The sequence below is a fragment of the Ruegeria sp. BF7 genome (assembly GCF_056538605.1).
Map to the genome: position 1 here is coordinate 1 of NZ_JBQFTM010000023.1, position 17,326 is coordinate 17,326.

Here is a 17,326-nt window from a genome sequence, read left to right on the forward strand (position 1 = left end):
CGCAGAAAACCCCGTCACCCGATGGGGAAGAACAATCAGCCAAATCACACCATCCCTCGTAACAACTCCTATCAACGCCGCAGTGAATTAAAGGCGTAGACCACCGCTTTTCAGCGGCGTGTGCCTGCATTAGCTTGCGGTGTGCAACTCTTGTCTTATCATCCTGCGGACCGTCACCGGGCTGCTGGTGGCGTCACTTCAATTCACGCAGTTCCTGTCGGGCTGGCGTATCGGTAACGCATAAAGTACGGAGAAATCATGTCGGGTCATGGCTATGAATCGGGTCGTCTGAACCTGCCCTTTGTCGGTATCGCGACCTTTGGCAAGAAGCCTTATGTTGAAGACTGGGACAAGATCGATGCCGATGTCGCTATCCTTGGCGCGCCGTTTGATTTCGGATGTCAGTACCGTTCGGGCGCTCGGTTCGGACCACGTGCCATACGCGAGGCCTCGACCCTGTTTAGTTTTGGCCACGCCGGGGCCTATGACCATGAGGATGACGCCACCTATCTGGGCAGCGATGTGCGTATCGTTGATTTGGGCGACGCTGATATCGTTCATACCAAGACAGACGAAAGCCACGCTAACATCGAATACGGGGTGAAAAAGATACTGGACGCCGGTGCCCTGCCGGTGACGATCGGAGGCGATCACTCGGTCAACATTCCCTGCATCCGTGCTTTTGCCGAGGATTGCGAAAAGAACGGCCCGATTCACTTAGTCCAGATTGACGCGCATCTGGATTTCGTGGACGAGCGCCACGGCGTCAGCCAAGGTCACGGCAACCCGATGCGACGGGCGATCGAAAAGGACTATGTCTCGGGGATGACGCAGCTGGGCATCCGCAACGTGTCTTCGACTGCCAGGGAAGGCTATGTGGATGCCCGCGCGCGCGGCTCGGATATCCTTTCGGTCCGGCAGGTGCGCAAACTGGGAACGGATGGTGTTCTGGACCGTATCCCCGAGGGCGCACGCTATTATGTCACCATAGATATCGACGCGTTCTGCCCCTCTATCGCGCCGGGAACCGGCACGCCCAGTCATGGCGGGTTTCTGTATTATGACGTGCTGGAAATCCTGCAGGGGCTGAGCAAGCGCGGCAACGTGGTCGGCATCGACTTGGTCGAGGTTGCCCCGGCCTATGATCAGACGGAAAGCACGCAAATCCTGGCGGCGCAGGTTCTGCTGAACTTCCTTGGTTTCATCTTCCACAACCGAAGATAGTGGCTAACCCAGATAGGCACGCAGACTGGGTGGCGGGTTGTCGAACAGCTGCTCTGTCGCCGCAGGCGGGTGCGCCCGTTCGTCGGCCACAAGCACGGTCTGGTCGGCGATGCGGCGGGCGTCCTGCGGGTCATGGCTGACCATCAGCAGGGTTGTTCCGGTCTCGGTCAGCAACCCCGCAACAAGGTCCAGCATTTCGGCTTTCAGTGCGGGTCCCAGCGCCGCAAAAGGCTCGTCCAGCAACAGCATTTCACGGTGTTGCACGAGGACCCGGGCCAACGCCACCCGGCTTTGTTGCCCGCCCGACAACTCGGCCGGTTTGCGTCCCTCAAAGCCGGGCAGTGCCACGCGGGCCAACGCGATCTGGACCTGCGATTGCTCCTCGGCCGACAGCCGCCCGTTGGGGCGCAGGCCCAGAGCAACGTTCTGTTCAACCGTCAGATGTGGAAACAGGTTGCCATCCTGAAACAGCATCGCCAGCGGGCGCTTGCCAGGAGCGAGACCGGAGATGCGCTGCCCTTGCCACAGGATTTTCCCCTGTTTGAGGCCGCGAAACCCGGCAATAGCCTCCAACAGCGTCGACTTTCCCGCGCCGGAGGGGCCGACGATAGCAACGCTGGACCCGGCTTCGACAGAAAAGTCAGCCTGCAAGGTGAAACCGCCATTCTCAATGACGCAACCGTCAAGTTTCAGCATGTAATCGCCCTCCGCGATCCAAAAGCCAGAACGCCCCCATCGAAAGCAACAAAAGCAACAGCGCCGCCCCGGCCGCCGCCTGCATTTGATAGGCCCCCATCAGCCGGTAAATCTGCAGCGGCAAGGTTGCGATCTGCGGATCGGCGAACAGGGCGATCACGCCGAGATCACCCATCGACAGCGCGGCCGCAAGACCTGCAGCAAAGCGGATTTGCGGGCGCATTCGGGGCAGCAGAATCCGGGTGAAGAAGGTCTTTTTGCCTATGTCCAATGACAGTGCCAGCCGCCCATGCCGCGTGACCACATCCCGCGCCGCAGGCACCAGAATACGCAGGGCGAATGGCAGCGCCATGACCGCATTCACCAGCGCCGTCACCGGCAGCGCTAGTGCGGTTGGGTTGGCCACCGGACGGATCAGGATGAACAGGCCAGTTCCGATCACCAAGGGCGACGCCGCCAGCCCCAGAATACCGCTGAGTTCGACGATCCCATACCGCCCGGTCGCAACGGCCATGGCCATGGGCAAGGCCAGCATCAACAGGACGGCCGTACTGGCCGCCGCCACCAGAACCGAGATCAGCGCGGCGCGGAACACCAGCGAAGGCATCTCGAACAGCCCCGAGATCCCCGAAATGACCACTGCCGCCAAGGGCAGCAGCAGAAACGCCGCCGCCGCCAGTATCCAAAACGTGTCAAGCACCGGCGCGCCGCCGTCCCAGCGGCGGATGGCCCGGTCCAGACCTGCCCCAAACCCATCTCCGCGCGAGAACTTCAAGGCGGCCAGTGCAGCCGCTGCGGTCAGGGCCAGTTGCAAGGCGGACAACAACGCCGCCCGGCCAAGGTCAAAATCATAGGTAAAGGACTGATAGATCGCGAGTTCAATCGTCGTCGCCCGTGGCCCTCCGCCCAAGGTCAGGGCGACGGCAAAACTGGTCAGACAGATGGCGAAGATCACGGCCAGTACACCCGGCAGGATGCGCCTGAGCATTGGCAGTTCGATCAGACGAAACATCGCCATCCCGTCACAGCCCAGTTGCGCGGCCAAACGAAAGCGTTCGGCCGGGATTTCCTGCCAGGCCTGCAGGATTAGCCGCGTGGCCAGCGGTAAATTAAAAAATACATGTGCCAGCACAACGCCGTGCAACCCGTAGATCCGCATCGGCGGCAAACCAAAGAATCCCAATACCTCCGAAATCCAGCCCGCGCGGCCAAAGACCTGCAACAGCCCGAGGATCGCCACAATGACCGGCAGAATGAACGGCGCCCCGAGCAAAGCAATCAGAAAGCGTCGTCCCGGAAATCGCCGCCGGGCCAGTGCCCGCGCAACAGGAACCGCTAGCGCTGCACTGAACAGGGCCGACAAAACCGCCTGCACAAGCGTGAACCGCAAGGCGGCCCAATCCGCCGGGCCGAATCCACCTGCCGCTTCGGCCCGCAGGGCTACGGCGGCGAGTGTCCCCAAAATCAGCGCGGCAACCATAGCCGCCGCGCCAACACCCGGCCAGGGGCTTACTGGCTGAGCGCGCTCAGCCATTCCGCAAGCGCCTGATCCCGCACAACGGCGGCCTCATCCGGAGAAAACAGCAGGGATTTTTCCGGCTGAATCAGCGTCTCGAACCCTTCGGGCAGACCAACTGCCGGGGTCACCGCCGGATACATCCAGTTGGTGGTCGGGATGATCTGCTGGAACGCATCTGAGACCATGAAGTTCAGAAACTGATCCGCCAGTTCCGGCTGATCGGACCCGGCCAGCTTGGCCGCAACCTCGACCTGCATATAGTGCCCTTCGTCGAAAGCGGCCGCCGCTTTGCTGGCGTCTTCCTCGGCGATCAGGTGATAGGCGGGCGAGGTGGTGTAGCTGAGGACCATGTCGGCCTCACCTTCCAGAAACAGGCCATAGGCCTCGGACCAGCCTTTGGTCACGGTAACGATGTTGTCGGCAAGACCGGCCCAGACATCTGGCGCCTCATCGCCATAAGCCGCCTGCACCCACAACAGCAGTCCCAGACCGGGGGTCGAGGATCGCGGGTCCTGAATGATGATCTTGGTGTTACCCTCGGCCAGTTCACGGAAGTTCGCAGGAGCCGCAGCATCCGCGTTATGGACAAAAGCGAAATAGCCCCAATCATAGGGCGCGAACACGTCATCCGTCCATTCGATCGGCAGCGTGTATTCGGCACTGACTGCGCTTGGGGCAAACAGGCCAGTTTCCTTGGCCGCGGTGATCAGATTGGTGTCCAGCCCCAACACCACGTCGGCGTCCGAGTTCTCGCCCTCCAACCGGATACGCGATAACAACGCCGCACCGTCCTCGACGCCGACAAGGTTCAGCTCGCAGTCACAGACCGCCTCAAACGCCTCTTTCACCTGCGGGCCGGGGCCCCAGTCCGAAACAAAGCTGTCATAGGTGTACACGGTCAGCTGAGGTTTATCGGCTGCCATAGCCGTGGTTGCGCTCAGGATTCCCGCAGCAATCATCAGATGTTTCATGTCATCCTCCATTGCGGCGAGAGGGCAAGGATGGATGAAACCGTTACCTTTCCCTCCGCCGGTTCTAGCCGGTTCAGGTTCAACGGGTTCGCCTATGGCATCTCAGCGTGGCAGGCCACGCACCCCGAGGTGAGGCTCTGACTAGGCGGGAACCGACCAAAAGACAACCCGTTTCGCATGCTGTCCGTTGGTCGGCTTCACCTTATTCCGCCGCGATGACCTGATCGGACGGGGCGCTGATCGGGGTCCAGTTCAGGTCTCCGGTATAACGCCAGGCCAGCTTGCCCTGGTCGTCCATGGCGATCAGATGCAGCCAGCCGTTGTCGAACAGCGCCTGCACCTGCGGGTGCCGATCAAGAATGCCCGACATCGCCTCGGGCGGTGCTTCGACGACAACCGACAGGCGAAGCGGTTCATGTTGATAGCTTTCGCCGTCATGGATCGACTGCCACGGTAAGCCCGGACGGGGCGCGCCGTTGTTGCCTTCAAGCACACCGATACCACCGACTACATTGTGCAGCAGCTTGTTGCCGCCGCCGAACAGGGCGGGCGCCACGGTCGAGCCGTAATATTGCAGGCTGATCCAGCTGACGACCACCACCGGGGCGGTCATGATCAGTTCCAGCACGCCAAAGCCGTCATCCTTGCGCCAATCGTAATTGTGCAGGAAGGCTTGCCCTTCCAGGTTCGCCCCGTCCGTGCGATGACGCGGGGCTATGATGAAGGCACGGCATCCGGCCAGGCCCCATTCGGGGCGGGTTTCAGCCCAGTCCTGCGCGCGGCGCTGAATATCCGTGGCGTTGTCGGCGCGCGGCAGACGTACCGCGCGTTCGGCCCGGGCAAGCTGTCCGGCCACATCCAGCCAGGTTTTCACCTGCGCCAGATCACCGGCCCGGTCGCCGGGCGGCAAATCCTGTTCATACAGGCTGACCCGATCTGTTGTGGTCGAGTGCATTGCTGCGACAAACAGGGTGTCGGCGGGGATGTCGATCCCCTGCCCAACCAACCCCGAACGGACCTGCGCATCGTTCAGCAGCCCGGCCAACAGCCGCGCGTTCACGTCGCCCGAATGACCTCCGCACGCGCCACAATGCAGCGCGCTTTCATGCGGGTTGTTGGTCACCTCGGCCCCGTGCCCGACCATTAGAACGATCCTGGCGAAACTGTCGGTCAGAGACATCGCCGTCAGCACCGCCTTGGCCATGCCAACGCGAGTGTCCAGATCGATTTTCGGGTCCAATTGAGGTGTCGGGTCAACCTTGGACTTTCCGGCAACCCCCAATGCGTCGCGCATCAGCTTTCCGGCATACAAGGGCCCGGTCGCCTCGACAAAAGCAAACGAGGATACAGCGGCCAGCTTGAACCGGCCCCAGGCCCGCTTGGCCCGGGCCGAGTAACGGCGGGCCAGATCCGCACCCGCCGGTTCCTTGGCCTGAGAGCACACGGATGGCTGTAACAACACCGGGCCATGGACCTCGGTGACATCCGACCCCGCTGCCTTGTGCGCACTGGCAAGGCCAAAGAACCCCGCAAACCCAAGCGTTTCGATCCCGGGATCCTGCGCCTCAAACGCGCGGCGGAACACCTCGGACCGGACGTCGATGCAGAACGCGGCCTGCACCTGCGCCCGACCATCGGCTTTGCGCGCGGTGCCCGAAAGCAGCCTTTCTCCCAATGCGCGTTGTTGTGCCCGTTCGGCGGCCTCCTGCAGAGCAGCATCGATCACAAATTCGGCGGTTGGCGTCACCGGTGCCGCATGCGCGGCCACAATCTCTGCCCATCGCTCGGCGATCTGATCTTCGTAAAGCACGAACAGCGCCTCATCGAAGACCATCCGCACGGCCAACAGCTCGGTCACGGTATTGTTCTGTTCACCTTTCAGCTCAGCTTCCCACTGCAGGTAGCGCGCGTATTGCGCCCATCCGCCCAGGGTCGTCAGCCACCGATGATAGGCGGTAGCGGCTGCCTCGGTGCTGAGCCCTAGCCGTTCGGACGACCGGCCAACTGCCCGCCAATGCGATCGGTTGGTACCCGCAACAAAGGCGCCAAACCCGGTCAGACCCTGAATTTCCGGCGTCAGGTCGCGAGAGGCAAACTCGCGCCAGACGCTGAAAGCGCCTCCGGTCCGGGCCTGTTGCCACAAAGCCTGCCCTTGATCGAAATGGCTGGCCGCCCAGATGCCGATGCGGTCCTCAATCAGGGCAGGCCAGTCCGTACCGGAAACCTCGGCCGCCAGTTCAGCCACAGTGGGCAAAGCTTCGGTATGCGGTGCCTCCGTTTTCAGCGAAACCATGACATCCTCAAGGCTTGGGACGTTGAACGGTCCCTCAATTGAAGAAAGCGCATCCAGAATGTCCGCCTCGGTCATCTCACCCGTACGCAACTTTGCAGCCCAATGTGTCCGATCAGGTGTGATCCGTGTGCCCGCAACCCGCGCCAGTCGCGCCGAGGTCACGGCCAGCGGCTCGTCGCTTTGGCCGAGAAACGGGTTCACCGCGACATTCGAAGATAAAGGGAACAAGGGCGGGATCGCATAAGCGGCGGATTTGGCTTCGGCCACCAGTTCCAGAAGTGGTGCGGTATACGCTTCGAGCTTTGCAAACATCGGTTCAGTTCCTTTCAGGCTGCGGACCGTCTGGACCAACCGTCCAGCAACTTGTCGAAAATCGCGTTGGCATAAAGACCGTTTGACAGGTGAACCCGCAGGCCCGCCGCTGCCGGGTGCGCCGCCCACAGCGGGAAAGTCGCCTGCGCCACCGCAACGAACCCAAAACTCAGCAAGGCCAGCACGATCAGCGCCCATTCCAGCGGTCCCGGCGCGGGGGTGGCGGGCAAGGCTCCGGCGGTCACATGCTGCGCAATGATCTGCAGCACGAAGTAACTGACCGAGGTCACCAGCGCATAGACCGCCGTGCGCTGTGTCAGCTGACGCGGCGCGGCATCGGCAAAGCCCTGCGCCAGCAGGTAAGCCACGCCGAAGATCAGGATGACGCCAAGAGTAATGGCCTGAACCGACTTGCCGTCAAAGCCCAGCACCGTCCCGACCAAAGCATAGATCACGATCGCTGTCCCGAAGGCCCGTAGCACGTTGCTGGCACTGGGCACCGCAATGGGACCGGGGCGGTGAATGGCGGTAACGTTTTTTACCGCCTCACCCGAGCTGAGGAACGCATGCGCTTTGTACAGCGAATGCGCCACGATATGCAGCAGCGCCAGCGGGAACAGCGCAAGCCCACACTGCATAACCATGAATGCCATCTGGGCAATCGTGGACCAGGCCAGCGAGGTTTTTACCGCAGGTTGGGTCAGCATCACCAACCCACCAAACAGCGCGGTGAACCCGCCCAACATCACCAGCAGGGCCATCACTCCGGGCGCCGCCAGCATGACATCGGCGAAGCGGATCAACAGGAATCCACCCGCATTTATCACACCCGCATGCAGCAGGGCCGAAACCGGCGTCGGGGCCTCCATCACCTCGGTCAGCCAGCCATGCACTGGGAACTGGGCCGAGGCCAGAACTGCCGCGACTGCGATCATCAGGGCCGCCGTCGTGGTCAGCCAGTTGGACTGAACCGTCGTCAGGATCGTGTGGATATCGGTGGTTCCGGTTGCCGCGATCAGCTGAACCACGGCTGAGGCCAGGGCGCATTCACTCAGCCGTGACACAATTGCCTTCTTGCGTGCGGCGCGTTGTGCAGTTGCGCGATCCGGGTAGAACAGCAGTAGCTTGTGCAGAACCAGACTGGTCGTGGTCCACGCAACCAACAACTGGATCAGGTTGCCCGACATAACCAACATCAGGACCGAGGCCAGCACCAAGGCCATCCATTGGGTGAATTTGCCCTGTCTGGCCTCGCCATCCATATAGGTCACAGAATAGCGCAGGACGATCCAGCCAATGAAGCTGACCAGCACCAGCATCACCGCGCTAACCGCATCCAGCCTGACTGACAACCCAACGCCGAAGGCTCCGATCAAGGCCGACGTGCCGGGGCCGTAGATCACCAATAAAAAGGAAGCGGCGGAGGCGATCACGAAGGCGGCAAAGGCCGCGGCTTCGGCCAGTTTCGGCACTCGGCCCGGGCGCAGTCCCGGATGACGCCCTGCATAGATTGCAGCAGCGATCAGGATCAGCGGGTTGAGGAGTGGGAGATAGAGATACAACATGGTGACGTGTCCCTGGGTTATCCGTTTGGGACAATCAGTTAGGACAGATTCTGTGTCATTAAAAATTCATTGTTCTTCTTATTTCGTTCTATTAAATAGAACGTTATGCCACTGAACTATCATCACCTGAGGTATTTCTGGGCCGTGGCCCATGACGGGAACCTTACCCGTACGGCACAACGGCTGAACCTGTCGCAATCCGCCTTGTCGGTGCAAATCAAGCAACTAGAGGAACGGTTGGGCCACGATCTTTTCGAGCGTCGCGGTCGTCAATTGTACCTCACCGAGGCCGGACGCATCGCCCTGGACCATGCGGATGCGATTTTCTCGACAGGACAAGAACTTGTCGCCACTCTGACCGAGACGGTGCAGACCCGCAAAGCCTTGCGCGTGGGGGCCTTGGCGACCCTGTCGCGCAACTTTCAGATCGGATTTCTACGCCCCATCCTGTCGCGGCCGGATGTCGAGGTGATCCTGCGGTCCGGTAGCCCGGCCGAGTTGATGGAGGGGCTTGAGACGCTGAACCTCGATCTGGTTCTGATGAATCGCCTGCCACCGGATGACAGCCTAACCCCGTTTGAGACTCACCAGATCGCCGAACAGCCGGTCAGCATCATCGGCACGCCCGACCGGCTGGACCCCAAAACGCCGATCAAAGAGCTGTTGAAAACGCAACCTTTCATCTTGCCCACCACCGACAACAGCGTGCGCACAGCGTTTGATGCCATGGCCAGCCGCCTGTCAGAACGCCCGCAAGTCGCGGCCGAGGTCGATGACATGGCGATGGTGCGACTTTTGGCGCGCGAGGATATCGGGCTGGCCCTTGTCGCGCCCATCGTCGTTACGGACGAACTGAATTCAGGGCGGCTGGTCGAAGCGCAGGAACATCCGCGCATCAAAGAAGCCTTCTACGCCATCACGCTGCGCCGCCGTTTTCCCAATCCGTTGGTTCAGGACCTGCTGTCACACGATCCTGACCCCATGCTTTTGCCCTGACCCCCACGAGCGGAAGAAATCGTACTCTTACGTATAGTGACAGGCAACAAAATGCTCCGGTAAAACCGCGCGCAATTCGGGTGCTTCGGCGCTGCATCTACCCTTGACAACCGGGCAGCGCGTGTGGAACCGGCACCCGGACGGAGCGGCCAGCGTGTTGAGAGTTTCGCCCCGAAGCCGGATCGGATCAAACCCCGCATCCGGGACGGCGGTGCAGATCGCGCACTGCAGAACTTGGATATAGGGGGTGTTTCGGCGCAAAGAACAACGTTTCGGTTGGGGCGCATTCGGCGAATTTCCCGGCATAGAGCACCGTGACCCGGTGCGACATCCTCACCACGACGAACAGATCGTAGGTGACGTACAGGGACGGAACACCTATCTCGGCCAGAATCGACACATCCAACGCTGAAACGCCTTCGTCGCAGAGCAGATGTTCCAGAATTAGCCTGCAGCGCGCCGCAATCTCGCGCACACGGGCATCCATCTGTTTTCCTTGATCGTGCTTGCGGCCGCCAGCGGCTCGGTATTGATATCGCGCACGGTCATGCGCTGGTTCAGCGAGGAATACGTATCCTGAAACACCAGTCTCATCTTGGACGGACCTTGCGCAGCTCGGACTCGGACGCATACGGCAGATCGATGTCACCTTTTTTCTTGCGGGTCTAGATCGGGACGTGGGCGGGCAGGTCCTTGACCTCGATCAGCGTATCGCTTTTGGGGATCATGTCGCGCTCTGATCTTTGTCACCGTGCCGTCGGCAGAGCACAGTGAAGCCCGGCATCGAGGTAGGTTCAACAAGTTCCTTCGCGTCTCAAATGCCGGAAGTTGCCCGTGCGCATATGACTGGGAACGGGAAGTCGGTCAACCGGCTCATGGGGCCGGGAGTATCACCCTGCACCGGTTTAAGCCGGTTATGCAAATGCTCGATGCTGTGGGTCGCGTCAACACCGCCGGGATGTACAGCCACGGGGTCTGTTCGATGGGCCGCACCGATTGTGCCTGCTGCAGAAGAACTCCCCTCAATACCAAGGGTGGACTCAAGCCGAGCCAGACGAAGAACAGCGCTTTGGCAGAGAACTAGGCGACGGCTGGACGCTTCCCGCGCTCGCACTGCGATCATCGATGAAGACTTCACAACCCACCTGTTGAGAGTGGCGAGGTCCACTTGAACGCCACGTTCGGCCATAATCTCTTCTAAACTCCGATACGACAAAATGTGCCGCAATTAGAAGTACACAGCATACAAAACTGCATCCTTGGGAAAATGGCCGCCGTTCAATGAGACCATGCTGAAACCTGTGAAAGAAACATATGCTGAGAACAAAAGTCGGAACCTGCGTGATCGCCAATCTAGACGAAAAAGCTTGCGACACACGCTGCAGGTCACACAGCCCGGCAATTAATGATACATCCCAAAAACGACTGCTCAACAAACCATTTATTTTGCGCAAGTTATTAGGCAGGCAACCAGCATTTAAGCGCACCGTGACAACAAAGCCCCTCAAAAAGGTTCACTTTTACGATACCGCCCCCCGCCACAACATGGGCGTTTCTGTCGGCTTAGCCGCCTGCTCGAGAATCTTGGTGATCAGACCATGGTTCGGGGATTTTCCGCAAACCGGATCCGAGGCCGACGCGTCCCCGGAGATGGCCAGCGCCTGGCAGCGGCAACCACCGAAATCGATTTCCTTTCGGTCACAACTCTGACACGGCTGGGGCAGCCAGTCAGTGCCGCGATAGGCATTGAACGCCGGGCTATCGAACCAGATTTCCGCAAGCTTTTTATCCTGTACAGATTCGAATGCTAGATGCGGAATACTCTCGGCCGCGTGGCACGGAAGAACTGTCCCGTTTGGCGTCACGTTCAGCCCAGTCGATCCCCAACCGCCCATGCAGGATTTGGGGAAATCCGCATAATAGTCAGGCGGCACGAAGTCGAAGGCCAACGTCCCGCGCAGCCGGTTTTCAGCCTCGGCCACGATACGTTTGGCCTCTATTGTCTGCTCACGCGTTGGCAACAGGTGATTGCGGTTCTTCGTGGCCCAGCCGTGAAACTGCACGCAGGCCACTTCAAGCCGGCGCGCGCCCATCTCGACCGCCAATTCGATGGTGCGTTCCAGATCGTCCAGATTATGCCGGTGCATCACCGCATTCAGCGTCAGAGGAATTCCCCGGTCTCTGATTTCGGCCGCCACCTTCATCTTGCGATCAAATCCGCCCCGATACCCGCCAACCCAATCCGCCAGCTCCGCATTGGTACCCTGCAGTGAAAGCTGGATGTGATCCATCCCCGCCGCTTCTAACACATCCAGCCGTCGCGGGGTCAGACCAATCCCACTGGTGATCAGATTGGTATACAGCCCGGCATCATGTGCCCCCTGCATCAATTCCACGATATCCGTGCGCGATGCAGGCTCACCGCCCGACAAATGCAACTGCAGAACACCGAGCTCTGCCGCCTGCCGAAAAACATCGACCCATGTTTCAGTGTCCAGTTCGCTGTCACGACCCAGCAAATCGGAAGGGTTCGAACAGTAAGGGCAGGCCAGCGGACAGCGGTGCGTCAGTTCCGCCAGCATGGCGATGGGTGAAGGTACACTCATAAGTGGACCCCCAGAAACATCCGGGCGCGCAACCCGATCATGAACCGCTGCACATCCTTGGAAATCTGCTCTTCGGGGGCGTCGTAAGTTGTTGCGAGGTCAGCAATGATTGCGCCAAACTCGGCGTAGCCATCCACCCGGGACAAAATAGCTTCGCCAATCTTGTCCAGAGCTATGGCCTTTTCAGGCGCCAGCAGAACCTTGCCGCCCCGCAGCCGGTCCTCCACCATTCGAACACCACGCGGCAGATAAGGGCGATCCGTATCGGTTAACGCCAGGCTCATGCCATGCCTTCTCCGGGCTGCCAGGCACCGGGCGGAATGCGGCCCGGTTCCACATATGCTCCCCACAACGCATCCAGCTGCGCCCACAGCACATTGGTCTTGAAGATCAGCGCCTCGCAGGCCGCATCCTCCTTTACCGGCGTATCGGCGTGCTCCAGAACCCAGGCCAATCCGAATTTCACGTCCTTTGGGGCCTCGGTCAGACGTTTTTTGAAATACGACATGCTTTCGGCATTGGCGAAATCATAGTGCTGCAACATACCCTCAATGCGGCGTTCGTGGATCTTGGGCGCGAACAATTCAGTGAGCGACGAAGCCACCGCCTCGAGCAAAGGTTTATCTCGTACATAGCGGATATAAGCGTCCACAGCGAATTGCGTGGCTGGCAGAACCCCCCGTCCGCTTGCAACATAATCAGGGTCCAGCCCTACCGCCTCGGCCAGCTTCAACCAGCGGCGAATTCCTCCGCCACCGTCCACATTACCGTCGTGATCCTCGATCCGGCTGCGCCATTCCCGCCGCATCTGCGGATCGCTGCACCGGGACAGGAAAGCGGCATCCTTCATCGGTATCGCTGCCTGATAGGCCCAGCGGTTGATGACCCAGGCCCGCACCTGGTCCGGATTACATTGCCCTCCGTGCAGCATGTGGTGAAACGGGTGCTTGTCGTGATAGCGTTCGGCCCCGATCGCACGCAGCCGCTCTTCCAGTGTTCCGACGTTGCGGCTGTGTGCGTTCATGTCACTATCTCCATCCCATCAGCAGCGACGCGCCAGCCCTGAGCGTGAACAAATGCGCGTTCCGGGCCGTCCGGCTGCCAGACCGGGTTTGTGTTGTTGATGTGTATAAAAGTCTTGTCTGCCTTCAGCCCGGCCAGTCGGGCAATCGAACCTTCCGGTCCGCCGATCGAGATATGCCCCATTCGTTTTCCGGATTTCACGCCGGTTCCCGACCGGATCATCTCGTTGTCGTCCCACAGCGTGCCGTCAAAGAACAAATGGTTCGCATCCGACAAGGTTTCCAGAAGATCCACGGTCACATCCGCGCATCCGGGAACGTAATAGGCCACGGTCTGCCCGTCGCTCAGGCGAACCCCCACAGTCTGTTCCCCGACCATATCGGTCTGAACCGTCTCGCCTTCCATGAACAGCGGCACCTTGCCCGGCACCGGGAACACCCGGGCCTGCAATCCCGGCAGAACCTCAAAGCCGTGGCCGATCTTAATCCGTTCCCGCGAAACCTTTTCCGCGTTCACCGCGTCAAACACACAGTTGTCCTCCAGAACCTTGTGGATCTCGGAAGTCGCATAGATTGTGAACGGCGTCTGCTCGCGCAGGGAAAGCAATCCGGCGATATGGTCAATATCGCCATTTGTCAGCAAAACTGATGCAATAGGTGAACCCCGCAAGCCGCGCGGATGCATCGAGGGGCAGGCCATCATCTGGGCGCGAATATCGGGGGATGCATTCAGCACCGCCCAATCGCGTCCACCCAGAGAAACGGCCAGCGATGACTGGCTCGCCGGGGCGATCTTGCCGCTACGAGCATCCTGACAATTGGAACAACCACAGTTCCACTGTGGCAGTCCGCCACCAGCCGCCGCGCCAAGAACCAGAAACCGCATGGCCGTTACCCGTTCAGACGCGGTTCAAAACAGATCACGTTCGTATTCGCGACCTTCGTCCTCGGACGGCGCGTACATGTTGATTTCCATGCCGCAGTTCACTTCTTTTAGTTTGGGTGCTGTCCAGGCCATCTTACTTCCTCCGCTGGCGGGTTAGAGTGCCTTAAACCTACCAACGAGCCCCAATCTTGCGTATTGGCCTTTGGTCGTAGACCGGGTCTGCGACCAATGTCCAATAGGGTGCGCGCACCTCCGCTGCGTAGGGTCGTTACATGCGCGTTATTTTGTTCACACTGCTGTTCTGCCTTTCGGCGCGCCTTGTTCCGGCCGCGCCGCTGGACCGGGCGACGCTTTCCGAGCTTATCATGCCACCGTTCTCCCTCGGTGACCCCATCGGTGAAAACGGTGTCTATCAGTTGCTGAACTCGGGGGGGGCCAAGGCAGGATATGTTTTTGAAACCGAACCGCTTGCCCCCCTGCCCGGCTTTTCGGGATCGGCGATCAACGCGCTGGTTGTCCTCGATTTAGAGGGAATATTCCTGGACGTACGCCTGATCGAACACAATGAGCCGATCTTTGTGTCAGGCTTGGGCGAAGCTCCGTTTCACAGATTTTTCGAACAATATCCCGGGTTATCCATTTCCTCATCCATCGTCGTCGGAACCCCCTATGGCAGCGGTGGGACCGGTTCGTCGCTGGTCTATCTGGATGGCGTCATCAAAGCCACAGCCTCGGTTCGTATCGCCCATGAATCGGTTATGGCCGCTGCCCTCGCCGTCGCACGGGAGAAGATGGAAGGGATTTCGACCATTCCACCCGCACATCCCGATCCGGAGTATTCCGAAGCCCTGACATGGGAAGATCTCGTGTCGCAGGGCATCGCAACCCATACAGTCATTTCCAATGCTCAGGTCAACGACGCCTTTGACGACACCATTTGGGAGGATGACGATCCCGAGGCCCAAACTGACCCGGACGCGCCTTACCTCGATCTCTGGATCGTGGATCTCGGTCCACCCTCCATCGCCCGCACGGTCTTGTCCGATGGCGGGTTTCGCGAGTTGCAGGACTTTCTCGCAATCTCACCGAATGACGAACCGATTCTGGTGATTGAAACCGCTCGTCACGGATTGGTCAGCCCGGATTTCGTGCGCAACACCGCGCCGGACTGGCTGTCTGCGGAACAAGACGGATTGCCGGTTGCGCTGCGCGACAGCGATCTATTTGTCGAACTGTCGGACAACTTGCCTGGCGAGTTGCATGACGGGGCTATGATGATCCTGCGAACGGACCGGCGCCTCGGGTTTGATCCTTCCCGGAAATGGACCCTGAACGTCGCCGCCACCCGCCAGCACGGCATGTTCCAGCCTGAAACCGGCTCTATCAATCTGCCGGTCACCCACGCAACCGACGAGCGGTTTTTCTCGCGCGCAAAAGCAACAAAGGCGACCCCCCCCTGGTTGGATGCTCTGCGCGCGCGGCAGGCCGACATGATCATTCTGACCCTGTTCCTGACCGGCCTGACCGCGCTGCTGTTATTTGCCCAGAATCCACTGGCACAAAGCCGCACCCTCACCCCGACTCGACTGGTGATTCTTGCTTTTGTGACAGTGTTTGTCGGCTGGTGGGGCCAGGGCCAGCTGTCAGTTGTCACGGTGCTGGCGGTTGTTCGTGCCACGTTTGAAGGCGGCAGTTTCGCCTTTTTGACCTATGATCCATTTTCGCTGCTGATCTGGGGGGCCACTTTTCTCGGGTTCGTTCTTTGGGGTCGCGGTTATTTCTGCGGCTGGCTCTGCCCTTTTGGCGCGTTGCAGGAATTCGCCCATAACCTCGGACGCACTCTGAGCCTGCCCCGGCTTGAGCTTTCGCCCGCGTGGGACTCACGATTCAAGCTTTTAAAGTACGCGGTGCTGGCGGGTCTTTTCATCACTCTGTTCACAGCGCCTGACCAATTGGACAAAGCCGCTGAGGTCGAACCTTTCAAGACTGCCATCACCACGTACTTCATCCGCGACTGGGGCTATGCCACCTATGCTGCGATCTGGCTGATCCTGGGGATGGTGCTGTTCAAGGGGTTTTGCCGTTATGTATGCCCGCTGGGTGCGGTGATGGCCATTGGCGGCTTGATCCGGGGGCGCGACTGGATCAAACGGAGAAGGGAATGCGGGTCACCTTGCCAACTGTGCAGGGCGAAATGCGCCTATGGCGCGATCCGTCAATCCGGCGCAATCCGATATTCCGAGTGTTTCGGCTGCCTTGATTGCGTCGCCATCCACAACGATCAAAACCGATGCGTACCTTTGATAATCGCTTCGCGGCGCGCCACCAAACGGATGGAGGCAGCCGAATGAGCCCGTTATCCCGCCGCCGGTTCCTGACCATTTCCGCCGCCGCGCTGGCAACGCCCGCCATCGCAACCCCGCTGCGCTGGCAGGGCCACGCCATGGGAGCACGGGTTTCAGTGGTACTGCATGCTCCGGAAGATCAGGCAAAACCCGCCCTTGATCAGCTGAGGCAGTTACTGCCGCGCCTGGAGCGTCTGTTCAGCCTTTATGACAGCAACTCCGATCTGTCCCGCCTGAACCGAAGCGGCAACCTGGACGCACCCCATCCGGATTTCGTCGCGCTTCTGGAACAGGTCGGTCAGGTTCACAGCGCAACAAGCGGGCTATTCGATCCGACCGTACAACCGCTTTGGCTGGCGCTTGCACGGGGCGAGGACCCCGCACCGACGCGCGCTTTGTTGGGTTGGGATCGCGTACAGGTCTTACCGCGGGTTGTTAGACTGGATTACGGTCAGGCGTTAACCCTGAACGGGATCGCGCAGGGCTTTGCCACCGACATTGCCCGGCAGGTCCTGCAGCAATCGGGCCTGACCAGAACGCTGATCAACATCGGAGAATTTGCAGCCCTCGGCGGCCCCTTCCGCATTGGCGTGGAAGACCCCGACTTTGGACTAGTGGCTACCCGCACGTTGGAAAACCGAGCGATTGCCACATCCAGCCCTTCGGCACTGACACTCAGCGCGGATCAGAGCCATATCCTGCACCCTAACGGGAAACCGCGCTGGTCCACGGTCAGCGTCGAGGCCGACAGCGCTGCCATCGCCGACGCGGCCTCGACCGCCTTTTGCCTGATGTCTGAACCCCGGATCCGTGATGCGCTCCGCGCCCTGCCCGGAACGCCGAAAGCCACGTTGGTCGATCGCTACGGGGATCTGAAGACCCTGGGATAAA

At 60.1% G+C, this 17,326-nt stretch carries 17 protein-coding genes, 1 pseudogene and 1 riboswitch; of the genes and pseudogenes, 4 read left to right on the plus strand and 14 right to left on the minus strand.

Going from position 1 to position 17,326, the window contains the following annotated elements:
- Positions 1 to 258 precede the first annotated feature (258 nt).
- Positions 259 to 1,224 (plus strand): agmatinase, encoded by a 966-nt coding sequence (gene speB, locus ACR0IK_RS22820; RefSeq protein ID WP_480643417.1) that lies wholly within the window; start codon positions 259 to 261, stop codon positions 1,222 to 1,224.
- Positions 1,225 to 1,227: 3 nt separating this feature from the next.
- On the opposite strand, the gene ACR0IK_RS22825 is transcribed toward speB, so the two are convergent.
- From ACR0IK_RS22825 to ACR0IK_RS22845, 5 genes are all read right to left on the minus strand, one after another.
- Positions 1,228 to 1,920, minus strand: coding sequence for a thiamine ABC transporter ATP-binding protein (locus ACR0IK_RS22825; RefSeq protein ID WP_480643418.1), 693 nt, complete (start codon positions 1,918 to 1,920; stop codon positions 1,228 to 1,230).
- Entirely contained in the window at positions 1,907 to 3,454 is a 1,548-nt protein-coding gene (locus ACR0IK_RS22830) for a thiamine/thiamine pyrophosphate ABC transporter permease ThiP (protein ID WP_480643419.1), read from the minus strand. Before ACR0IK_RS22830 ends, ACR0IK_RS22825 begins: the two co-directional genes overlap by 14 nt.
- Positions 3,430 to 4,410 carry a thiamine ABC transporter substrate binding subunit gene (thiB, locus tag ACR0IK_RS22835; protein WP_480643421.1) on the minus strand — a complete coding sequence of 327 codons (981 nt, stop codon included), beginning with the start codon at positions 4,408 to 4,410 and terminating at the stop codon, positions 3,430 to 3,432. Before thiB ends, ACR0IK_RS22830 begins: the two co-directional genes overlap by 25 nt.
- Before the next feature lie 32 nt (positions 4,411 to 4,442).
- A riboswitch (TPP riboswitch) is annotated at positions 4,443 to 4,547 on the minus strand.
- A 65-nt stretch (positions 4,548 to 4,612) separates the two neighbouring features.
- Positions 4,613 to 7,015, minus strand: a complete 2,403-nt coding sequence (locus ACR0IK_RS22840) for a YbcC family protein (RefSeq protein WP_480643423.1) — start codon at positions 7,013 to 7,015, stop codon at positions 4,613 to 4,615.
- A gap of 14 nt (positions 7,016 to 7,029) precedes the next feature.
- Positions 7,030 to 8,580, minus strand: coding sequence for a proton-conducting transporter transmembrane domain-containing protein (locus tag ACR0IK_RS22845; RefSeq protein WP_480643424.1), 1,551 nt, complete (start codon positions 8,578 to 8,580; stop codon positions 7,030 to 7,032).
- A gap of 105 nt (positions 8,581 to 8,685) precedes the next feature.
- On the opposite strand from ACR0IK_RS22845, the gene ACR0IK_RS22850 reads away from it, so the two are divergent.
- Complete coding sequence (locus ACR0IK_RS22850) at positions 8,686 to 9,576, plus strand: LysR family transcriptional regulator (RefSeq protein ID WP_480596163.1); 891 nt, start codon at positions 8,686 to 8,688, stop codon at positions 9,574 to 9,576.
- Between the two features lie 27 nt (positions 9,577 to 9,603).
- Here ACR0IK_RS22850 and ACR0IK_RS22855 read toward each other — a convergent pair whose 3' ends face one another.
- The 9 genes and pseudogenes from ACR0IK_RS22855 to pqqA form a co-directional block, all read right to left on the minus strand.
- Complete coding sequence (locus ACR0IK_RS22855; RefSeq protein ID WP_480643426.1) at positions 9,604 to 9,882, minus strand: oligopeptide/dipeptide ABC transporter ATP-binding protein; 279 nt, start codon at positions 9,880 to 9,882, stop codon at positions 9,604 to 9,606.
- Positions 9,764 to 10,063: a hypothetical protein gene (locus ACR0IK_RS22860; protein ID WP_480643454.1), complete on the minus strand. Its 300-nt coding sequence runs from the start codon at positions 10,061 to 10,063 to the stop codon at positions 9,764 to 9,766. The genes ACR0IK_RS22855 and ACR0IK_RS22860 overlap by 119 nt, the downstream gene beginning before the upstream one ends.
- Positions 10,021 to 10,170: a hypothetical protein gene (locus tag ACR0IK_RS22865; protein WP_480643427.1), complete on the minus strand. Its 150-nt coding sequence runs from the start codon at positions 10,168 to 10,170 to the stop codon at positions 10,021 to 10,023. The genes ACR0IK_RS22860 and ACR0IK_RS22865 overlap by 43 nt, the downstream gene beginning before the upstream one ends.
- A gap of 508 nt (positions 10,171 to 10,678) precedes the next feature.
- A pseudogene (locus tag ACR0IK_RS22870) lies at positions 10,679 to 10,867 on the minus strand (IS6 family transposase); the annotation flags it as partial.
- 229 nt (positions 10,868 to 11,096) lie between these two features.
- The gene (gene pqqE / locus ACR0IK_RS22875; protein WP_480643428.1) at positions 11,097 to 12,182 is read right to left on the minus strand and encodes a pyrroloquinoline quinone biosynthesis protein PqqE; all 1,086 of its coding nucleotides are present in this window, start codon (positions 12,180 to 12,182) and stop codon (positions 11,097 to 11,099) included.
- Complete coding sequence (pqqD, locus tag ACR0IK_RS22880) at positions 12,179 to 12,466, minus strand: pyrroloquinoline quinone biosynthesis peptide chaperone PqqD (RefSeq protein ID WP_480643429.1); 288 nt, start codon at positions 12,464 to 12,466, stop codon at positions 12,179 to 12,181. The genes pqqE and pqqD overlap by 4 nt, the downstream gene beginning before the upstream one ends.
- On the minus strand, positions 12,463 to 13,206 hold the full coding sequence (gene pqqC / locus ACR0IK_RS22885) for a pyrroloquinoline-quinone synthase PqqC (RefSeq protein ID WP_480643430.1): 744 nt from the start codon (positions 13,204 to 13,206) through the stop codon (positions 12,463 to 12,465). The genes pqqD and pqqC overlap by 4 nt, the downstream gene beginning before the upstream one ends.
- The gene (gene pqqB / locus ACR0IK_RS22890; RefSeq protein WP_480643431.1) at positions 13,203 to 14,090 is read right to left on the minus strand and encodes a pyrroloquinoline quinone biosynthesis protein PqqB; all 888 of its coding nucleotides are present in this window, start codon (positions 14,088 to 14,090) and stop codon (positions 13,203 to 13,205) included. Before pqqB ends, pqqC begins: the two co-directional genes overlap by 4 nt.
- A 24-nt stretch (positions 14,091 to 14,114) precedes the next feature.
- Complete coding sequence (gene pqqA / locus ACR0IK_RS22895; RefSeq protein WP_170429904.1) at positions 14,115 to 14,222, minus strand: pyrroloquinoline quinone precursor peptide PqqA; 108 nt, start codon at positions 14,220 to 14,222, stop codon at positions 14,115 to 14,117.
- Between the two features lie 140 nt (positions 14,223 to 14,362).
- On the opposite strand from pqqA, the gene ACR0IK_RS22900 reads away from it, so the two are divergent.
- Together ACR0IK_RS22900 and ACR0IK_RS22905 are read left to right on the plus strand one after the other, a co-directional pair.
- Positions 14,363 to 16,441 (plus strand): 4Fe-4S binding protein, encoded by a 2,079-nt coding sequence (locus ACR0IK_RS22900; RefSeq protein WP_480643432.1) that lies wholly within the window; start codon positions 14,363 to 14,365, stop codon positions 16,439 to 16,441.
- Entirely contained in the window at positions 16,438 to 17,325 is an 888-nt protein-coding gene (locus ACR0IK_RS22905) for an FAD:protein FMN transferase (RefSeq protein ID WP_480643434.1), read from the plus strand. The genes ACR0IK_RS22900 and ACR0IK_RS22905 overlap by 4 nt, the downstream gene beginning before the upstream one ends.
- Position 17,326: the final 1 nt, after the last annotated feature.

Coding starts and splice junctions, on each gene's coding strand:
- ACR0IK_RS22860 (WP_480643454.1), bottom strand. CDS start 10,063: ATGGATGCCCGTGTGCGCGAGATTGCGGCGCGCTGCAGGCTAATTCTG.
- pqqC (WP_480643430.1), bottom strand. CDS start 13,206: ATGAACGCACACAGCCGCAACGTCGGAACACTGGAAGAGCGGCTGCGT.
- pqqD (WP_480643429.1), bottom strand. CDS start 12,466: ATGAGCCTGGCGTTAACCGATACGGATCGCCCTTATCTGCCGCGTGGT.
- pqqA (WP_170429904.1), bottom strand. CDS start 14,222: ATGGCCTGGACAGCACCCAAACTAAAAGAAGTGAACTGCGGCATGGAA.
- ACR0IK_RS22840 (WP_480643423.1), bottom strand. CDS start 7,015: ATGTTTGCAAAGCTCGAAGCGTATACCGCACCACTTCTGGAACTGGTG.
- ACR0IK_RS22900 (WP_480643432.1), top strand. CDS start 14,363: ATGCGCGTTATTTTGTTCACACTGCTGTTCTGCCTTTCGGCGCGCCTT.
- ACR0IK_RS22905 (WP_480643434.1), top strand. CDS start 16,438: ATGAGCCCGTTATCCCGCCGCCGGTTCCTGACCATTTCCGCCGCCGCG.
- ACR0IK_RS22855 (WP_480643426.1), bottom strand. CDS start 9,882: ATGCCGGGAAATTCGCCGAATGCGCCCCAACCGAAACGTTGTTCTTTG.
- ACR0IK_RS22830 (WP_480643419.1), bottom strand. CDS start 3,454: ATGGCTGAGCGCGCTCAGCCAGTAAGCCCCTGGCCGGGTGTTGGCGCG.
- ACR0IK_RS22845 (WP_480643424.1), bottom strand. CDS start 8,580: ATGTTGTATCTCTATCTCCCACTCCTCAACCCGCTGATCCTGATCGCT.
- thiB (WP_480643421.1), bottom strand. CDS start 4,410: ATGAAACATCTGATGATTGCTGCGGGAATCCTGAGCGCAACCACGGCT.
- pqqE (WP_480643428.1), bottom strand. CDS start 12,182: ATGAGTGTACCTTCACCCATCGCCATGCTGGCGGAACTGACGCACCGC.
- pqqB (WP_480643431.1), bottom strand. CDS start 14,090: ATGCGGTTTCTGGTTCTTGGCGCGGCGGCTGGTGGCGGACTGCCACAG.
- ACR0IK_RS22825 (WP_480643418.1), bottom strand. CDS start 1,920: ATGCTGAAACTTGACGGTTGCGTCATTGAGAATGGCGGTTTCACCTTG.
- ACR0IK_RS22865 (WP_480643427.1), bottom strand. CDS start 10,170: ATGAGACTGGTGTTTCAGGATACGTATTCCTCGCTGAACCAGCGCATG.
- speB (WP_480643417.1), top strand. CDS start 259: ATGTCGGGTCATGGCTATGAATCGGGTCGTCTGAACCTGCCCTTTGTC.
- ACR0IK_RS22850 (WP_480596163.1), top strand. CDS start 8,686: ATGCCACTGAACTATCATCACCTGAGGTATTTCTGGGCCGTGGCCCAT.